The sequence below is a fragment of the Hylemonella sp. GW821-FHT10B10 genome (genome assembly GCF_059415585.1).
On the sequence record NZ_JBWKNN010000003.1, the window covers coordinates 366,602 to 383,143 of the forward strand.

The 16,542-nt window shown below is 67.1% G+C and carries 15 protein-coding genes; all 15 read left to right on the forward strand.

What is annotated here, in order from left to right; all coding sequences use genetic code 11:
- Nucleotides 1–14 precede the first annotated feature (14 nt).
- The 15 genes from AC07NT_RS15280 (at nucleotide 15) to AC07NT_RS15350 (ending at nucleotide 16,542) form a co-directional block, all read left to right on the forward strand.
- Entirely contained in the window at nucleotides 15–401 is a 387-nt protein-coding gene (locus AC07NT_RS15280) for a cupin domain-containing protein (RefSeq protein ID WP_498599266.1), read from the forward strand.
- Complete coding sequence (locus AC07NT_RS15285) at nucleotides 401–1,861, forward strand: aldehyde dehydrogenase family protein (protein ID WP_498599265.1); 1,461 nt, start codon at nucleotides 401–403, stop codon at nucleotides 1,859–1,861. Before AC07NT_RS15280 ends, AC07NT_RS15285 begins: the two co-directional genes overlap by 1 nt.
- Nucleotides 1,862–1,886: 25 nt before the next feature.
- A complete protein-coding gene (locus AC07NT_RS15290) occupies nucleotides 1,887–3,665 on the forward strand; it encodes a thiamine pyrophosphate-binding protein (protein WP_498599264.1) in 1,779 nt (592 codons plus the stop codon).
- Nucleotides 3,666–3,783: 118 nt separating this feature from the next.
- The gene (locus tag AC07NT_RS15295) at nucleotides 3,784–4,506 is read left to right on the forward strand and encodes an SDR family oxidoreductase (protein WP_498599263.1); all 723 of its coding nucleotides are present in this window, start codon (nucleotides 3,784–3,786) and stop codon (nucleotides 4,504–4,506) included.
- A gap of 113 nt (nucleotides 4,507–4,619) precedes the next feature.
- Complete coding sequence (locus AC07NT_RS15300) at nucleotides 4,620–5,516, forward strand: sugar ABC transporter substrate-binding protein (RefSeq protein WP_498599262.1); 897 nt, start codon at nucleotides 4,620–4,622, stop codon at nucleotides 5,514–5,516.
- On the forward strand, nucleotides 5,513–6,478 hold the full coding sequence (locus tag AC07NT_RS15305; RefSeq protein WP_498599261.1) for a Bug family tripartite tricarboxylate transporter substrate binding protein: 966 nt from the start codon (nucleotides 5,513–5,515) through the stop codon (nucleotides 6,476–6,478). The genes AC07NT_RS15300 and AC07NT_RS15305 overlap by 4 nt, the downstream gene beginning before the upstream one ends.
- 11 nt (nucleotides 6,479–6,489) lie before the next feature.
- Complete coding sequence (locus AC07NT_RS15310; RefSeq protein WP_498599260.1) at nucleotides 6,490–7,461, forward strand: tripartite tricarboxylate transporter substrate binding protein; 972 nt, start codon at nucleotides 6,490–6,492, stop codon at nucleotides 7,459–7,461.
- Between the two features lie 10 nt (nucleotides 7,462–7,471).
- The gene (locus AC07NT_RS15315; protein WP_498599259.1) at nucleotides 7,472–8,941 is read left to right on the forward strand and encodes an FAD-dependent oxidoreductase; all 1,470 of its coding nucleotides are present in this window, start codon (nucleotides 7,472–7,474) and stop codon (nucleotides 8,939–8,941) included.
- 102 nt (nucleotides 8,942–9,043) lie between these two features.
- Nucleotides 9,044–9,799: an SDR family oxidoreductase gene (locus AC07NT_RS15320; RefSeq protein WP_498599258.1), complete on the forward strand. Its 756-nt coding sequence runs from the start codon at nucleotides 9,044–9,046 to the stop codon at nucleotides 9,797–9,799.
- A 92-nt stretch (nucleotides 9,800–9,891) separates the two neighbouring features.
- The gene (gene tcuA / locus AC07NT_RS15325) at nucleotides 9,892–11,310 is read left to right on the forward strand and encodes an FAD-dependent tricarballylate dehydrogenase TcuA (protein ID WP_498599257.1); all 1,419 of its coding nucleotides are present in this window, start codon (nucleotides 9,892–9,894) and stop codon (nucleotides 11,308–11,310) included.
- Nucleotides 11,297–12,484 carry a tricarballylate utilization 4Fe-4S protein TcuB gene (gene tcuB, locus AC07NT_RS15330; RefSeq protein ID WP_498599256.1) on the forward strand — a complete coding sequence of 396 codons (1,188 nt, stop codon included), beginning with the start codon at nucleotides 11,297–11,299 and terminating at the stop codon, nucleotides 12,482–12,484. The genes tcuA and tcuB overlap by 14 nt, the downstream gene beginning before the upstream one ends.
- Nucleotides 12,485–12,564: 80 nt before the next feature.
- A complete protein-coding gene (locus tag AC07NT_RS15335) occupies nucleotides 12,565–13,104 on the forward strand; it encodes a thiamine pyrophosphate-binding protein (RefSeq protein ID WP_498599255.1) in 540 nt (179 codons plus the stop codon).
- A gap of 10 nt (nucleotides 13,105–13,114) precedes the next feature.
- Nucleotides 13,115–13,762: a thiamine pyrophosphate-dependent enzyme gene (locus AC07NT_RS15340; protein WP_498599254.1), complete on the forward strand. Its 648-nt coding sequence runs from the start codon at nucleotides 13,115–13,117 to the stop codon at nucleotides 13,760–13,762.
- Nucleotides 13,762–15,174: an aldehyde dehydrogenase family protein gene (locus AC07NT_RS15345; RefSeq protein WP_498599661.1), complete on the forward strand. Its 1,413-nt coding sequence runs from the start codon at nucleotides 13,762–13,764 to the stop codon at nucleotides 15,172–15,174. The genes AC07NT_RS15340 and AC07NT_RS15345 overlap by 1 nt, the downstream gene beginning before the upstream one ends.
- A 21-nt stretch (nucleotides 15,175–15,195) precedes the next feature.
- Nucleotides 15,196–16,542 (forward strand): MmgE/PrpD family protein, encoded by a 1,347-nt coding sequence (locus AC07NT_RS15350; RefSeq protein ID WP_498599253.1) that lies wholly within the window; start codon nucleotides 15,196–15,198, stop codon nucleotides 16,540–16,542.

A 16,542-nucleotide genomic window follows, 5' to 3' on the forward strand; every position in this document is an offset into this window, starting at 1 on the left:
AAGGAAGAATGATCATGAGCAAGAAACCCGAGCTGCGGCTCCTGCTGGAAAAGATGGCCAACATGCCCTGGAAGGAATATCCGGGCCACTTCGGCGGCGCCCTGTCCAAGGAGCTGGCCGGCCCCACCACCACGGGCAGCTCGCGCGTGGACTTCCGCATCTCGCGCTACGCGCCGGCCGCTTATGTGGGTGAGCACGTGCACAAGGTGCAGGAGCAGGTCTATTACGTGCTGGAAGGCGAGGGCATCCTCACGCTGGACGACACGAAGAACCTGATGCGCCCGCATGACTACGTCTATGTGCCGCCGGGTGTGCGCCACAGCTTCACCAACACCGGCACCGCCGGCCTGGTCTTCCTGGTCATCACCACCCCGGCCGACGACGAAGAGGAGATGCGCTGATGAACCGACAGGCAAGCGCCAGACTGGATGCCGCCACGCCCGCCACCTACGGCCTGCTGATCGATGGTCAGTGGATCGAGGGCGCGGGGCCGCGTGTCTCCGTGCGCGACAAATACAAACTGCAGCCCTGCGCCACCGTCACCACCGCCGACGCGGAGCAGGTGCGGCAGGCCGTGGACGTGGCCCAGGCGGCCTTTCGCCAGGGCGCCCCCGTGGCCTACGAGCGCGGTGTGGTGCTGGAGCGCGCCGCCCAGCTGCTGGAAGCGCGCGGCGACGACTTCGTGCGCACCATGCAGCTGGAAGCCGGCTTCACCCAGAGTGATGCGGCAGGTGAAGTGCGCCGCTGCATCCAGACGCTGAAGCTCTCCGCCGAGGAAGCGCGCCGCCTGGCTGGCGACGTGATCCCGCTGGCCGGTGCACCCGGCGCAGCCGGGCGCATGGCCTTCACGCTGCGTGTGCCCCTGGGCGTGGTGGCGGCCATCACGCCTTTCAACTCGCCGCTCAACACGGTCACGCACAAGGTGGCCCCGGCGTTTGCGGCGGGCAACGCCGTGATCCTCAAGCCTTCGTCCTACACGCCGCTCACGGCCTGTCTGCTGGCCGAGGTGCTGCTCGAAGCCGGCATGCCCAAGGGTTTTCTGTCCGTGCTGCACGGCAGCGCCGAGGTGGTCCAGCACCTGCAGGCCGACGATCGCGTGCGCTTCTTTGCCTTCACGGGCAGCACCGAAGTGGGCCGCAAGATCCAGCAGGCTGCGGGCTTGCGCCGCACGCAGATGGAGTTGGGTTCGATTGCCTGCACCATCCTGTGTGATGACGCCAAGCTTGACGCGGCGCTGACCAAGGTGGTGAACGCCGGTTTCCGCAAGGCCGGCCAGGTCTGCACCTCGGTGCAGCTGCTGCTGGTGCACGAATCGCTGCAGAAAGAGGTGGAGACCCGCCTGGCGCAACAGGTCAAGGAACTGTCCTACGGCGACCCGCAGGATTCCAAGACCTTTGTCGGCCCGGTCATCAGCGAAGACAACGCCATCCGCATCGAGGCCTGGATCAACGAGGCCGTGGCCCAGGGCGCCAGGCTGCTGGCTGGCGGCCCAAGACGGGGGGCCGTGGTGCCGCCCACCTTGCTGACCAACATCAGCGACAACATGAAGGTGGGCTGCAACGAGATCTTCGGCCCCGTGGTCTGCATCGTGCCCTTCAAGACCCTGGCCCAGGCCATCGCGCGCGTGAACGCCACGCCTTTCGGCCTGGCCACCGGCATCTTCACCAACCGCCTGGGCGACGCCCTGGCTGCGGCGCAGCAGCTGGAGGTGGGCGGTGTGCACGTCAACGAGACCTCGAGTTCGCGGGTGGACCTCATGCCCTATGGCGGTAGCAAGGACAGCGGCTTCGGCCGCGAAGGCCCGCACTACGCGGTCCACGAGATGACCGAAGAGCGTATCGTGACGTTCACGACCCATTGACACCCGAGAGAAGAGAGAGCTAGTCATGCCCAAGATGAAAGGTGGCGAACTGATCGCCCAATACCTGGTCCAGGAAAAAGTGCCGTACATCTTCGGCATCTGCGGCCATGGCAACGTGGGCATCCTCGATGCCCTGTACGACGTGGAGGACGAGCTCAAGCTCATCTCGCCGCGCCACGAGCAATGCGCCGGCCACATGGCCGATGCCTACTTCCGCGTCAAGCACAAGCCGGTGGCCACGCTGACCTCCACCGGCCCGGGCTCGGCGAACATGGTGATGGCCTGCGCCACGGCGCTGTCGGATTCCTCCGCCTTCATGGCCATTACCTCGAACGTGCCGACCTCGCAGCACAACCGCGCGCCGTTCCAGGAGCTGTACAAGCACAACCAGGCCGACTTCGCGCAGGTGATGCGCCCGGTGGTCAAGCGGGCCTTCCAGCCCACCCGTGTGGACATGCTGCCCCTGGCCCTGCGCCAGGCCATGGACACCATGGTCACGGGCCGGCCCGGTCCGGTGAACCTGGACATCCCCTACAACGTCTACCAGGAAGAGGCCGACGTCGAGCTGCCGCCGGCCTCGCATGTGCAGCGCGCGCATCGCCCGGGCGCGAACGACGCCGACATTGCCATCGCACTCGACCTGCTGGCTGCGGCACGCGAGCCCGTGATCTTCATCGGCCACGGCGCCACGCTGTCCGAGGCTGGCCCCGAAATCACCGAGCTGGCCGAAAAGCTGGGCATCCCCGTTATCACCTCGCCCAACGGCATGGGCGCGATCCGTGGTGACCACCCGCTGGCCCTGGGTTTCATCGGCCGCAACGGCGCCTACCCCGCCAACGAGGCCGGTCGTCGTTCGGACCTGGTGATCACGCTGGGCACGCGTTTCGACGACCGCAGCTCCTCGAGCTGGTACGACGGTTATTCCTGGAACTTCCCCAAGACCCAACTCGTGCACGTGGACATCGACCCGCAGGAGCTGGGCCGCAACTACGCGCCCACCTTGGGTGTGATCGCCGACGTGAAAGTGTTCACGCGCCAGTTGCTCAATGCGCTGCCCACCCGCAAGGACATCACGGCCACGCGTTACGCGCCCTGGCTGGCCCAGGTGCAGGGTTGGCAGGCCCAGTGGGAGGCCTTTGTGCGTCCGCACTTCGGCGACTCCACGAGCCCGTTGCGCCCCGAGTTCGTCGTGGGCACGCTGCAGAAGGTCTTGCCCGACGACGTGATCCTCGCGCTGGACTCGGGTGTGCACCACAACTGGTTCATGCAGTTCTGGCAGGCCAAGCGGCCGCAGAGCATGCTCAACAGCTGGGGTTACTCCAGCATGGGCTTCGGCGTCTGCGGTGTGATGGGTGCGGCGCTGGCGGCGCCCGACCGCCCCTGCGTGGCCGTGGTCGGCGACGGTGGTTTCACCATGGCGCCTTATGTGCTGTGCACGGCGGTGGAATACAACCTGCCTGTCGTCTGGATCATCTGGAACAACTTCGCCTGGGGCGCGATCCGCGATTTGCAGTACGGCCTGTTCGACGGCCGCGAGATCGGCACGGCGTTCTACCACGGTGAAACCGGCGCGCGCTACAACCCCGACTTCGCGGCCTGGGCCCGTGCCTGCGGCGCCGACGGCTACACCGTGACGCGCCCGCAAGACCTGGGCGCCACCGTGCAGCAGGCGCTCAAGAACAAGCGCCCCTGCGTGATCGACGTGCACGTCGATGCCGAGGTGCGCCCGCCATCCACTGGTACTTGGCAGCTGCCGCCCATTCCCTACAAGGAACCCATTTACGGGAAACCTTACAAAGCATGACCCCCTGAGCCGCCTGAGGCCGCCACCCCCTGAGGGGGACGCCACCAGTGGCCCGGCCAAGCCGGTTCTGCGGTGGTCCGCGACAAGATACTTTGATAACTGACAGATTGGAGATTCCATGAGCAAGAAGATCGCACTCGTTTTCGGCGGCACGCGCGGCATCGGCGCGGCCACGGTCCAGAAACTGGCCGAAGGCGGCTACGACGTGGCCTACACCTATGTGAGCAGCGCGCCCAATGTGCCGGCCAAAATCGGCAGCGCCACGACCCGGGGCTACAAGGTCGACATCCGTGAGCCGGCCCAGGTGGCCCAGGTGTTTGCCGACGTGGCCAAGGATTTCGGCGGCATGCCCCACTGCGTGGTGGCCAATGCCGGCATCAACGTGCCGCCCGGCCCCATTGCCACGTACGACCCCGAGAATTTCCGCAAGGTGGTGGAGGTGAACCTCATCGGCGCCTTCAACGTGCTGAGCGCAGCTGCGAAGAACGTGGTGGACGGCGGCAACATCATCGGCCTGACCACCTCCATGGTGCGCGTCGCCGTGCCGGGTGGTGGTGCCTACACAGCGACCAAGGCCGGTGTGGAGAGCCTGCTGCGTTCCATGTCCAAGGAACTGGCGCCGCGCAAGATCCGCGTCAACGGCGTGGCCCCGGGCCCGGTGGACACCGACCTGTTCCGCGCCGGCAAGGACGAAGCGGCCATCGCGCGCTCGGCCGGCATGAGCCCCTTCAATCGCGTGGGCCAGCCCGAGGAAGTGGCCGAGGTCGTAGCCTTCCTGGCTTCGGACAAGGCCTCCTGGGTGCACGGCCAGATCATCCAGCCGAATGGCGGCATGGTCTGAAGCATGTGGCCCCCACAGTCGCTCACTGCGTGTAGCTCCTTGCCCCCCAAGGGGGCCGCGTTTTACCTTGGGGCGGCCCAGCGGCAAAACATGCTGATCAGGCGAACCTGATCATGCGTCTCGCAGTCTTTACCAAGAACTACACCAACCCGGCCTACGGTGCGGCGCGTCTGGGCGCGGAGCGCGCCGCAGCCGTCTTCGGCGACGAGGTGCTGCACTTCGTGCCGAAGAAGGGTGACGACCCGGTGGAGCAGAGTGCGCTGGTGGCCGAGGCGCTGGCGCTTGATCCGCGACCCGATGCCTTTGTCTTTTCCCCGGTGCACGCCAGCAAGGTGGACGCGGCCGTGCGCGAGATCGCCGCGGCCGGCATTCCCATGATCGGTTTCGTCAACCCCATCAACGCCGCGAGCAGCGTGGCTTATGTGAGTTCGGACGACCACCAGCTGGCACAGGCCATCGCTGGCTACCTCTTCAGGCATCTGCAGGGGCAGGGCCGGGTGCTCGTGGTCACCGGGCCCGAGGAATCGTTCACCAGCCTGGAGCGGCTGCGCGGTTTTCGCGACGCAGCGGCCGGTTTCCCCGGCATCGTGCTGGCGGGTCAGCTGGCGGGCGACTATGTGCGCGAGATCGCACGCGACCGCACGGCGGCCTGGCTGCAAGCGAATACGGCACCCGACGCGGTGCTGGTGGCCAACGACATCATGGCCATCGGTGTGCTTGATGCACTGGACGCCGCGGGCAAGACGGCCGCCGTGGTGGGCGTGAACGCCATCCCCCAGGCCATCGAGGCCATCGCCGCCGGTCGCATGCTGGCCACCGCCGACTTCAACGCCATGCAGATGGCCTACCTGGCGGCCGAATGCGCGGCGCGCCATCTGCGCGGCGAGATCGTGCCGGCCGCGGTGGAACTGCCCGTGCAGATCGTGGACCGCAGCAACTGTCAGTTGTGGGATCTGCCGTACGCGCAGCGCCCCGTGCTGACGCTGGAACAACTGAGGAACAAGACATGAAACGAGATCTCCTGAAGCTGCTGCTGCTCGGCCTGCTGGCTTGCAGTAGCACTGCCATGGCGCAGGATTACCCCAACAAGCCCATACGCATCGTGGCGCCCTTCGCGCCTGGCGGTGCGGTGGACATCCTGGCCCGCATCATTGCCGAGCGCCTGGGCACGGCCTACGGCCAGAACGTCATCGTCGACAACAAACCCGGCGCCAGCGGCCACCTGGGCGCGCAGCTCGTGGCCAAGTCGCCCGGCGACGGCTACACCCTGATGGTGGGCACCATCGGTATCCACGCGGCCTACAAGAGCTACACCAAGCTCACCTACGACCCGGCCAGGGAGTTGCAACCCATCATGATCATCGGCGAGTCGCCCAACCTCGTGCTGGTGCCGGCCAACTCCAGGTACAAGACCTTTGTCGATTTCCTGGCCGACGCCAAGGCGGCACCGGAGAAGATCAACTACGCCACGGCAGGCGCCGGCTCCTCGGTGCACATGGTGACCGAGCTGTTCCAGCTGGCCATCGCCCAGCGTATGAACCACGTGCCCTACAAGGGCAGCGGCCCGGCGTTGATCGACCTGATCAGCGGCCAGGTCGACGTGATGTTCGACAACTTCTCCTCGGGGCTGCCGCAGGTGCAGGGCGGCAAGCTGCGCGTGCTGGCCGTGACCGGCCCCAAACGCGATCCGCGCCTGCCCGAGGTGCCCACCATCGCCGAGGCCGGTGTGCCAGGCTACAGCGGCACCTCCTGGTTCACGCTGGCCGCGCCGGCCAGCATGCCCGCCGCGCTGGTCGAGAAGCTCAACAGGGATGTGCAGAAGGTACTGGCCAGCCCCGAGGTGAAGGCCCGCTACAACCAGCTGGGCATCGAGTACACGCCCAACAGCCCGGCCGAGGCCGCGGCCTATTTCAAGAGTGAAACCGTCAAGTGGAACCGCGTGATCGAAGCGGCCAAGCTGCAACTGGATTGAGGAGCCTTACCATGCTGAACAAGATTTTCAAGTCGCTGCTGAGCTGCAGTCTGCTGGCAGGCGCTCTGCTGGCCACAGCCCAGGAGGTTTTCCCGAGCAAGCCCGTGAGGATCGTCGTGCCCTACGCGGCCGGCGGTCCGGCCGACCTGCTCGCACGTTCCGTGGCCGAGAAACTGGGCCCGCGCCTGGGCCAGCCCGTGGTGGTGGAGAACAAACCCGGTGCCGGCGGCCACACCGGTGGCGAGCAGGTGGCCAGGGGCGCGGCCGATGGCTACACCCTGGTGCTGGCCACCATCGCGCACAACGGCGCGGTCAAGCTCTATCCCAATCTGCGTTACGACCCCTTGAAGGAACTCAAGCCGGTGATCCTGCTGGCCGAGGCTCCGAGCGTGCTCATCGTCAAGCAGGATCTGCCGGCCAAATCGGTGCAGGAGCTGCTGGCCCTGGCCCGCGCCCAACCCGGCAAGCTGACCTATGGTTCGGCCGGCAACGGTTCGGCCATGCACATGGCGGCCGAGCTCTTCCGTTACATGAGCAAGGTGGAGTACGTGCACGTGCCCTACCGCGGCGGGGCCCCGGCCATGGCCGACCTGCTGGGCGGCCAGATCGACATGCTCTTTGAAAGCCTGGGCACGGCCCACCCGCAGCTCAAGGGCGGCAAGGTGCGCGCCCTGGCCGTGACCGGCACCACGCGCAGCCCCAGCCTGCCCGACGTGCCCACCGTGGCCGAGGCCGGCATCCCCGGCTATTCCTCCGTGCCCTGGTACACGCTCTCGGTGGCCAGCGGCACGCCCGCGGCCATCGTGGGCAAGCTCAACGCCGAACTCAATGCCGCCCTCAAGGACAAGGACCTGGTGCAGCGTTGGGAGGGCCTGGGCATCGTGGCCCTGGGCGGCACGGTGGCCGACGCGCAGAAGCGCAACGAAGTGGAGACGGCCAAGTGGAGCGCCGTGATCGACGCCGCCAAGATCAAACTGGATTGAGCGCCCGCGCATGCAGAGATCAGAACTGACTTACGACGTGGTGGTGGTCGGCGGTGGTGGTGCCGGCCTGGCGGCGGCCATCGAGGCGCGCGAGAGCGGGCGCAGCGTGCTGCTGCTGGAAAAGAACCCGGCCCTGGGCGGTTCGACGGCCTGGTCCATCGGTTCGGTCACGTCCAGCGGCACACCGCACCAGAAGAAACGCGGCATCGTCGACAACCCTGCGGACCACTGGGCCGATATGCCGGGTTTTGCGGGCGATCTCGATGCCCGCGACAACGCGGAGCTGCGGCGCATCCTCTGTGACGAAATCCCGACCACCTTCCAGTGGCTGCTCGACAGTGGCGTGCGTTTCATGGGCCCCATGCCCGAACCGCCGCACCGCCAGCCGCGCATGCACAACGTGCTGCCCAATTCGCGCTCCTTCATCTACCACCTGGGCCGGCGCGCGCGCCGCGCGGGCGTGGAGATCCGCACCGGCCTGCGCGTGACCGCGCTGCTGCAGGAGCAAGGCCGCGTCACCGGCGTGGATGCCGAGGGCGACATCGGGCTGATGCGCTACCGCGCGCGCGGCGGTGTGGTGCTGGCCGCTGGCGACTTCACCAATGGACCCGAGTTCAAGGCCCGTTTCATGGGGCCACAGGAGGCCAAGGTGGAGGGCGTGAACCTCACGGCCACGGGCGACGGCCAGCGCCTGGGTGAGACCCTGGGCGCGACCATCGTCAACGGCGACCTGGCCCTGGGCCCGGAGATCCGTTTCATCGCCCCGGCCAGGGAGACCCTGGTGCGGCGCCTGCCGCCCTGGCGCTGGCTGGCCGTCTTCATGCAGTGGTCGCTGGACCACCTGCCCCAGGCCATCCTGCGGCCCTTCATGATGAAGTTCCTGACCACGGCGCTGGCGCCCTCGACGGCTTTGTTCGAGCAGGGCGCCCTGCTGGTCAACCAGCGCGGCGAACGCTTTGGCAACGAACTCGACAGGGCGGCCTGGCGCCTGCCAGACCAGCCCGGCAAGCTGGGCTACATCGTGATCGACGCGGCGCTGGCGCGCCAGTTCTCGGCCTGGCCGCACTTCGTGTCCACCGCGCCGGGCATCGCCTACGCCTACATCCCCGACTACCGTCAGAACCGCCCCGACGTCTACACCGAGGCCCCCACGCTGGCAGCGCTGGCGGGCAAGCTGGGGATGGACGCGCAGGCGCTGGCGGCCAGCGTGGCGGCGTTCCCTGTGCGTCCCCTGGGCGCGGGGCCCTATGTGGCCCTGGGTCCGGTGCGTTCGGTTTTTGTGCACAGCGAAGGCGGTCTGCGGGTGGACAGCCAGCACCGCGTGCTGGGTGCCAGCAACCAGGCCCTGCCCGGCCTCTACGCGGCCGGCTCCACGGGCCAGGGCGGCCTGCTGCTCAAGGGCCATGGCCACCACCTGGCCTGGGCTTTCGTTTCGGGCCGGCGTGCGGGCCGCCTGGCGGCGCAGGCCGTGGGCGGCTGAGGGGCCATCACAACTTGTGATACCCCTGAGCCTGGGCCCCTCTCGCCCGAAAGGTCTCTCCGGTATAGAGTTCACGCACTCATCTGAAGGAGACTCAAGGTCATGGATTTGCAGCTCAAGGACAAGACAGCGCTGGTCACCGGCGCCAGCGTGGGCATCGGCCGTGCCATTGCCAAGGCCCTGGCCGCCGAAGGCGTGCGCCTGGCCATCACGGCGCGGCGCGTGGACAAGCTCAAGGAAGTCGCCGCCGAGATCGTGGCCGCGGGCGGCCACGCGCCGGTGCTGATCGAGCAGGACATGTACGCCGACGATGCCGCGCAGAAGCTGGCGCAGGCTGCCGTCAAGGGCCTGGGCCATGTGGACATTCTGATCAACAACGCCGGTGGCTCGCGCAGCTTCAAGGACCTGCACGTGAGCGAAGAGCAGTGGCAGGAAGCGATCACGCTGAACTTCCATCGCCCGCGCCAGCTCGGTGACGCCCTGATCGACCAGATGATCGCGCGCAAGTGGGGCCGCATCGTGTGCATCACGGGCAAGAGCGAACCCGAACACATCAATGGTGCCTTCTGCGCCAAGGCCGGCGTCCACAGCTGGGCCAAGGGCCTCTCGCGCATGGTGGGCCAGCACGGCATCACCGTGAACTGCGTGCCGCCCGGGCGCATCATTTCCGAACAGATCATGCGCAACTACTCGCCCGAATACCAGAAGTGGCAGTGCGAGAACGAGATTCCCGTGGGCCGTTACGGCGATCCGGAGGAGCTGGCCAATCTGGTGACCTTCCTGGCCTCGACACGCGCCAGCTACATCACGGGCGCGGTCATCCCGGTGGACGGTGGCCTGCGCAAGTACCAGTTCTGAACGGAACACGCTGAGCGTCCCGCTCCCCGGCCTGCAGAGGCCCCGGGGGCGGCGCATGAATTTTGTAGTGCAGGGAGTGTGGGGTTGATGTCATGAGTCTGGATGTTCTGGTGATCGGTGGCGGCAACGCCGCCCTGTGCGCTGCGCTGATGGCCCGCGAGGCCGGGGCCAGAGTGATGCTGCTGGAATCCGCGCCCAAGGAGTGGCGCGGCGGCAATTCCATCCACACGCGCAATCTGCGTTGCATGCACGATGCGCCGCAGGACGTGTTGCAGGAGGCCTACCCCGAAGAAGAGTTCTGGCAGGACCTGCTCAAGGTCACCGGCGGCATCACCAACGAGCATCTGGCCCGCCTGACCATCCGCGCTTCCTCGACCTGCAGGCCCTGGATGATGAAACACGGCGTGCGCTTCCAGCCCTCGCTCTCAGGCACCCTGAGCCTGTCGCGCACCAACGCCTTTTTCATGGGCGGGGGCAAGGCCCTGGTCAACGCCTACTACCGCAGCGCCGAGAAGCTGGGCGTGCAGATCCGCTACAACGCGGCTGTCGATCGCCTGGACATCCAGGACGGAAAGTTCAAGGCGGCCTACATCGGCACTGAGCGCATCGAGGCCAAAGCCTGCGTGCTGGCCGCCGGTGGTTTCGAGTCCAACCGCGCCTGGCTGCGCGAGGCCTGGGGCCAGAACGCCGATGGCGAGTGGCCGGCCGACAACTTCCTGATCCGTGGCACGCGTTTCAACCAGGGTGTGCTCATCAAGGACATGATGGCCCACGGCGCCGACATGATTGGCGACCCCTCGCAGTCGCACTGCGTGGCCATCGACGCGCGCGCCCCGGAATACGACGGCGGCATCTGCACCCGGCTGGACTGCGTCTCGCTCGGGGTGGTGGTCAACAAACATGCCCGGCGTTTCTACGACGAAGGCGAGGACTTCTGGCCCAAGCGCTACGCCATCTGGGGCCGCCTGGTGGCCCAGCAGCCGGGGCAGATCGGTTACTCCATCATCGACAGCAAGGCCGTGGGCCGCTTCATGCCGCCAGTGTTCCCGGGCATCCAGGCCGACAGCCTGCCCGAACTCGCGCGCAAGCTGGGCCTGGACGAGGCTGCCTTCATGCAGACCCTGAACGCCTACAACGCGGCCTGCCGCGTCGGCACCTTCGACCACACGGCGCTGGACGACTGCCACACCGAAGGCATCACCCCCGCCAAGACCCATTGGGCCCTGCCCATCGACACCGGGCCGTTCTACGGCTACGCGCTGCGCCCGGGCATCACCTTCACCTACCTGGGGCTCAAGGTCGACGAGCGGGCCGCCGTGCATTTCGGCGGCCAGCCCAGCGACAACCTCTATGTCGCCGGCGAGATGATGGCCGGCAATGTGCTGGGCAAGGGCTACACGGCGGGTGTGGGCATGTCCATCGGCACGGCCTTCGGCCGCATCGCCGGCACCGAGGCGGCGAAGGCTGCCCTGAACATCAAGGATACGGAGAAGCAACGTGCAGCAGCTTGAGACTTTGACCCGCGAGGCGCGGGCCCTGGCCAACGGTGAAGTCGTGCCCGGCACGGCGGAAGCCGAGGTGGCGCGCCAGCTGCAGATCTGCAATGCCTGCCGCTATTGCGAGGGTTTCTGCGCCGTCTTCCCGGCCATGACACGCCGCCTGTCCTTCAACGCCGCCGACGTGCATTACCTGGCCAACCTCTGCCACAACTGCGGCGCCTGCCTGCACGCCTGCCAGTACGCCCCGCCGCACGAGTTCGCGGTCAACGTGCCGCAGGCCATGGCCAAGGTGCGCCTGCAGACCTACACGGACTTCGCCTGGCCGCCGGTACTGGGCCAGCTCTACCAGCGCAACGGCCTCACGCTCTCCCTGGCCACGGCCGGCGCGCTGGCCTTTTTCATGATGCTGACCCTGTGGCTCAAGGACACCCTGTGGCGCGTGCCGGCCTCGGCGGACTTCTACGGCATCTTCCCGCACAACCTGCTGGTGAGCCTGTTCGCACCGGTGTTCCTGTTTGCCCTGCTGGCCCTGGGCCTGGGCTTGCGCCGCTTCTGGCGCGAGGTCACGCCGGGCCGCGACTACGAGGCCCCGGTGATTGCGGCCGTGCAGGGCGGTGCGGCGCTGGAAGCCACGCACGACGTGTTGCGTCTCAAGTACCTGGACGGCGGCCACGGTGAGGGCTGCCACAACGAGGACGACGCCTGGACGAAAAAGCGACGCGCCTTCCACCACGCTACCTTCTACGGCTTCATGCTGTGTTTTGCGGCCACCAGCGTGGCCACGCTGTACCACTACCTTTTCGGCTGGGTCGCGCCCTATGACCTGCCCGGCCTGCCCAAGATCCTGGGCGCCGTGGGTGGTGTGCTGCTGCTCATCGGCACGGCGGGCCTGTACTGGCTCAACCTGCGGCGTCACCCGCAGCATGGCGACGCGGCGCAAAAACCCATGGACCGCGGCTTCATCGCCTTGCTGTTCTTCACCTCGCTGACGGGCCTGGGCCTGTGGGCGGCGCGCGGAACGGCCGTCATGCCGGCCACCCTGGCCCTGCACCTGGGTTTCGTGATGGCCCTGTTCCTCACGCTGCCCTATGGCAAGTTCGCGCACGGTTTTTTCCGCAGCGCGGCCCTGCTCAAGTGGGCCATCGAAAAACGCCTGCCGAGCCAACTCAAGGTGGGTGACGAGTAAGAACTCGGCGCGAAAAATTGACGATGCATGGCCCCGGCGGTGCATCGGTTGTCATCTGAAATCAACAGGAGAGTATTGCCATGGCGCAAGAAGCTGCCGGCCTTGCCGGCGAAACCTGGGACGAGACCCTGGTCCGCGTCTTCAAGGCGAACGAGATCAAGCTCATCACCTATGTGCCCGACAAGGTGCTGGCCCCCTTGATCAAGCGTCTGCACGCCGACCCGTATTTCACGGTGGTCTGCCCGGCGCGCGAGGAAGAGGCCGTGGGCATCGTGACCGGCGCCTATATGGGCGGCCTGCGCGGCATCGTGCTCATGCAGACCAGCGGTTTTGCCACCCTGCCCAATGCCCTGGCCTCGCTGACCGTGCCTTACCAGATTCCCCTGCTGATGCTGATCTCGGAGCGTGGCACCCTGGGCGATTTCCAGCTGGGCCAGGTCATCGTCTGCCGCACCATGCGCCCTATCCTGAATTCGCTCAACATCGAAAACTACGCCATCGAGCGCCAGGACGATGTGGAATTCATCGCTGACCGTATGATCAAACAGGCTTACGCCACCCAGGCTGCGGCCGCCATGATCCTGTCGCCGCTGCTGACCGCGCGCGTGAAGAAGAACTGAGGTGTATGTCATGAACGCACAACTGCTCGAATCCGTGGGCCGTGAAACGGCCAAGGTCATGAACCGCTCCGACCTGACGCGTCGCCTGGTCGCCAAACTCAAGCACGAAGAAGCTGTGGTCGGCGGCATAGGCCACACCCACTTTGATCTCTGGGCCGCCGGCCAACGCGCGCAGAACTTCTACATGCTGGGCACCATGGGTCTGGCCGCGCCCATCGCCATCGGCGTGGCCCTGGCCCAGCCGCAACGCAAGGTGTTTGCGTTGGAAGGTGACGGCTCCCTGCTGATGCAGCTCGGTACCCTGGGCACCATCGCCAATCTCAAGCTCAGGAACCTGGTTGTCATCGTCTGGGACAACGGTTCCTACCAGATCACCGGCGGCCAGCCCACGCTGACCTCCACCAATGTAGACCTGGTGGCCATCGGCAAGGGCTCGGGCCTGGTCCAGAGTGTCTGGGCGCGGGACGAGGCGCACTTCGAGGCCCTGGTCGAGGCCGCGCTCACGGGCGAAGGCCCGCTCTTCATCTGCGCCCGCACCGACATGGCACCGCCGGCCGGCGTGACCGAGCGCGACGCGGCCAAGATCCGCAACAAGTTCATGGAAGGCCTCAAGGTCAACACGCGCGGCAACCAGCAGACCTACGCCGGAGCCGCATGATGAAACAGCTGCTGATCGGCGGGCAGTGGGTGGCCGGTGTGTCCAGCCAGGCCCTGCGCGACAAGTACGACGGCCAGGTCTATGGCGAGATGGCCGTGGCTTCGCCCGAGCAGGTGACGGCCGCCGTGGCCGGTGCCGTGGTGGGCCAGCAGCAGTCCACGCTCACGCCCTACCAGCGCTACAAGATCCTGCTGGCCGCGGCACGCATCGTCGAATCGCGCATGGAGCCGTTGATCGAGCTCATGCGGCACGAGGCCGGCTTCACCCGCGCCGATGGCGACAACGAAGTGCGGCGCTGCGTGCAGACCTTCGAGCTCTGCGCCGAAGAGGCCAAGCGCCTGAACGGCGAGATGGTGCCCATGCAGGCGGCGGACGGTGTGAAGAACCGCGTCGGATTCACCCTGCGCTCCCCGCGTGGTGTGGTGTGCGTGATCACGCCCTTCAATTCACCGCTCAATGTGCTCGTGCACAAGGTGGGCCCGGCGCTGGCCGGCGGCAACGCCGTGGTGATCAAGCCCTCGGAGTTCACGCCGCTCACCGCCGTGGAGCTCTGCAAGATCCTGATCGAGGCCGGCCTGCCGCCCACCCTGCTGGCCCTGGTGCACGGCGACGGCGCCGTGGTCGGTCCGCAGCTGTGTGCCGACCAGCGCATTGCTTTCTACGCGTTCACGGGCAGCACCCGCGTGGGCCGCGAGATCCAGCGCGCTGCCGGTCTGCGTCGCACGCAGATGGAACTGGGCAGTATCGCCAGCACCATCGTCTGTCATGACGCCGACCCGGTGCTGGCCATACCCAAGATCCTCAACGCGGGTTTTCGCAAGGCGGGCCAGGTCTGCACCTCGGTGCAGCGCCTGTATGTGGACCGCCGCATCGCCGCCACCTTCGTGCCCCAGCTGGTGGCTGCCGCGCAGAAGATGAAGGCCGGCGACCCGGCCGATGCGGCCACCATCATCGGACCCATGATCAGCGAACACCATGCCAGGCGTGCCCAGTCCTGGGTGGACGAGGCCGTTGCGGCCGGTGCGCGCCTGCTGACCGGCGGCCAGCGGGTGGGCAACGTGATCCAGCCCACCATCCTGACGGGTGTGCAAGCCGAGATGAAGGTGGTCTGCGAGGAGATTTTCGCGCCCGTGATGTCGGTGATCGAGTTCGACGGCATCGACGACGCGGTGGCCCAGGCCAATGCCCAGCCCTTCGGCCTGTCGGTGGGCCTGTTCACGGCCGACCTGCACACGGCCTTCACGGCAGCCAAGGCCCTGCGTTTTGGCGGCGTGCACGTGAACGAGGCTTCCAGCGCGCGCATCGATGCCATGCCTTTCGGCGGCGTCAAGGACAGCGGTTTCGGCTGGGAAGGCCCGGCCTACGCCATCCGTGAGATGACCGAAGAACGGCTGATGACCATCAGCTACTGACTTGCTTCCGGGCCCCGCACCATGATCGTCGATGAACTGGCCGAGTACGCGCAACGCGAAGCCGCCCGCCCCCTGCCCGCCGAGGTCACGCACCATGCCAAGCGCGCGCTGATCGACTGGTTCTCGGCACTGTTCCCGGGCATCGCCCTGGCGCCGGGTCCGCAGCTCATGCGCACCCATGCCGACGAGCTGGGCAGCGGACGGTCCAGCCTGCCGGGCCAGCGCACCACGGCCTTCGCGGCCACGGCGGCCTGGATCAACGGCAGCATCTCGCATGCGGCCGAGTTCGACGACATCTTCCGCGACGCGGTCTACCACCCGGGCTGCCCGACCATCGGCGCGGCCCTGGCCGTGGCCGAGGAGCGCGGCAGCAGCGGTGCCGACCTGCTCAAGGCCATCACCATAGGCTATGAAATCTCCACGCGCATCGGCGTGGCCGTGCAGCCCTCGCACTACCGTTTTTTCCACACCACCGGCACCATCGGCTGTTTCGGCGGCGCGGCGGCCACCGCGGCGCTGATGGACGGAACCAACCCTGAAGTGATGCGCCATGCGCTGGCGACCGCGGCGACCTTTGCCTCCGGCCTGCAGCAGGCCTTCCGCTCGGACGCCATGACCAAGTGCCTGCACGCGGGCCACGCAGCTTGGGTGGGGGTGAATGCCGGCAAGGGCGCAGCCCATGGCGTGACAGGTGCGCTCGACATCCTCGAAGGTGCCGCAGGTTTCGGCGCAGCCATGTCGCTGAACCCCAACTGGGCCGAGGCCACGCGGGACCTGGGCACGCGTTACAACATCCAGGTCATCACGCAAAAGAACCACGGTTGCTGCGGTCACACCTTCGCGGCCATCGATGCCATGCTGGACATCCGTGCGGGCGGGCGGCTTGATCCGGCACAGATCGCGTCCATCCGCATCGACACCTACCAGACCGCACTGGACGTGACCGGCAACTTCGAGCCGCGCACCGCCTTCGAGGCCAAGTTCAGCCTGCCCTATGTGGTGGCCCATGCCTTGTTGTACGGTGCGGTGCGCCTCAACGCCTTCGAGCCCCGGCGCCTGGCTGACGCCAGCCTCCGCGCGCTGATGGCCAAGACCCGGCTCGTGGCCGATCCGCGCTTAAGCGCCGGTTTCCCGGCCCTGCGCGCCGCGCGCATCGTCATCACCCTGCTTGATGGCCGTGTGGTCGAGCAGTACGCGCCCTGCCGCAAGGGCGACCCCGAGGCGCCGCTGAGCGACACCGACATCAACGACAAGTTCACCGAACTGGCCTCGCCGGTCATCGGCGCCGAGGCTGCTGCCCGCCTGCTGGCGCAGCTCTGGCAGATGGAGCGGCTGCAGGTCGCGGACCTGCACCTGACCAGCCTTTGA

Excerpts from the sequence above, each read along its gene's own strand:
- AC07NT_RS15290 (WP_498599264.1), top strand. The coding sequence starts at position 1,887 with ATGCCCAAGATGAAAGGTGGCGAACTGATCGCCCAATACCTGGTCCAG.
- AC07NT_RS15295 (WP_498599263.1), top strand. The coding sequence starts at position 3,784 with ATGAGCAAGAAGATCGCACTCGTTTTCGGCGGCACGCGCGGCATCGGC.
- AC07NT_RS15340 (WP_498599254.1), top strand. The coding sequence starts at position 13,115 with ATGAACGCACAACTGCTCGAATCCGTGGGCCGTGAAACGGCCAAGGTC.
- AC07NT_RS15300 (WP_498599262.1), top strand. The coding sequence starts at position 4,620 with ATGCGTCTCGCAGTCTTTACCAAGAACTACACCAACCCGGCCTACGGT.
- AC07NT_RS15320 (WP_498599258.1), top strand. The coding sequence starts at position 9,044 with ATGGATTTGCAGCTCAAGGACAAGACAGCGCTGGTCACCGGCGCCAGC.
- tcuA (WP_498599257.1), top strand. The coding sequence starts at position 9,892 with ATGAGTCTGGATGTTCTGGTGATCGGTGGCGGCAACGCCGCCCTGTGC.
- AC07NT_RS15280 (WP_498599266.1), top strand. The coding sequence starts at position 15 with ATGAGCAAGAAACCCGAGCTGCGGCTCCTGCTGGAAAAGATGGCCAAC.
- AC07NT_RS15335 (WP_498599255.1), top strand. The coding sequence starts at position 12,565 with ATGGCGCAAGAAGCTGCCGGCCTTGCCGGCGAAACCTGGGACGAGACC.
- AC07NT_RS15350 (WP_498599253.1), top strand. The coding sequence starts at position 15,196 with ATGATCGTCGATGAACTGGCCGAGTACGCGCAACGCGAAGCCGCCCGC.
- AC07NT_RS15315 (WP_498599259.1), top strand. The coding sequence starts at position 7,472 with ATGCAGAGATCAGAACTGACTTACGACGTGGTGGTGGTCGGCGGTGGT.
- AC07NT_RS15310 (WP_498599260.1), top strand. The coding sequence starts at position 6,490 with ATGCTGAACAAGATTTTCAAGTCGCTGCTGAGCTGCAGTCTGCTGGCA.
- AC07NT_RS15285 (WP_498599265.1), top strand. The coding sequence starts at position 401 with ATGAACCGACAGGCAAGCGCCAGACTGGATGCCGCCACGCCCGCCACC.
- AC07NT_RS15345 (WP_498599661.1), top strand. The coding sequence starts at position 13,762 with ATGAAACAGCTGCTGATCGGCGGGCAGTGGGTGGCCGGTGTGTCCAGC.
- AC07NT_RS15305 (WP_498599261.1), top strand. The coding sequence starts at position 5,513 with ATGAAACGAGATCTCCTGAAGCTGCTGCTGCTCGGCCTGCTGGCTTGC.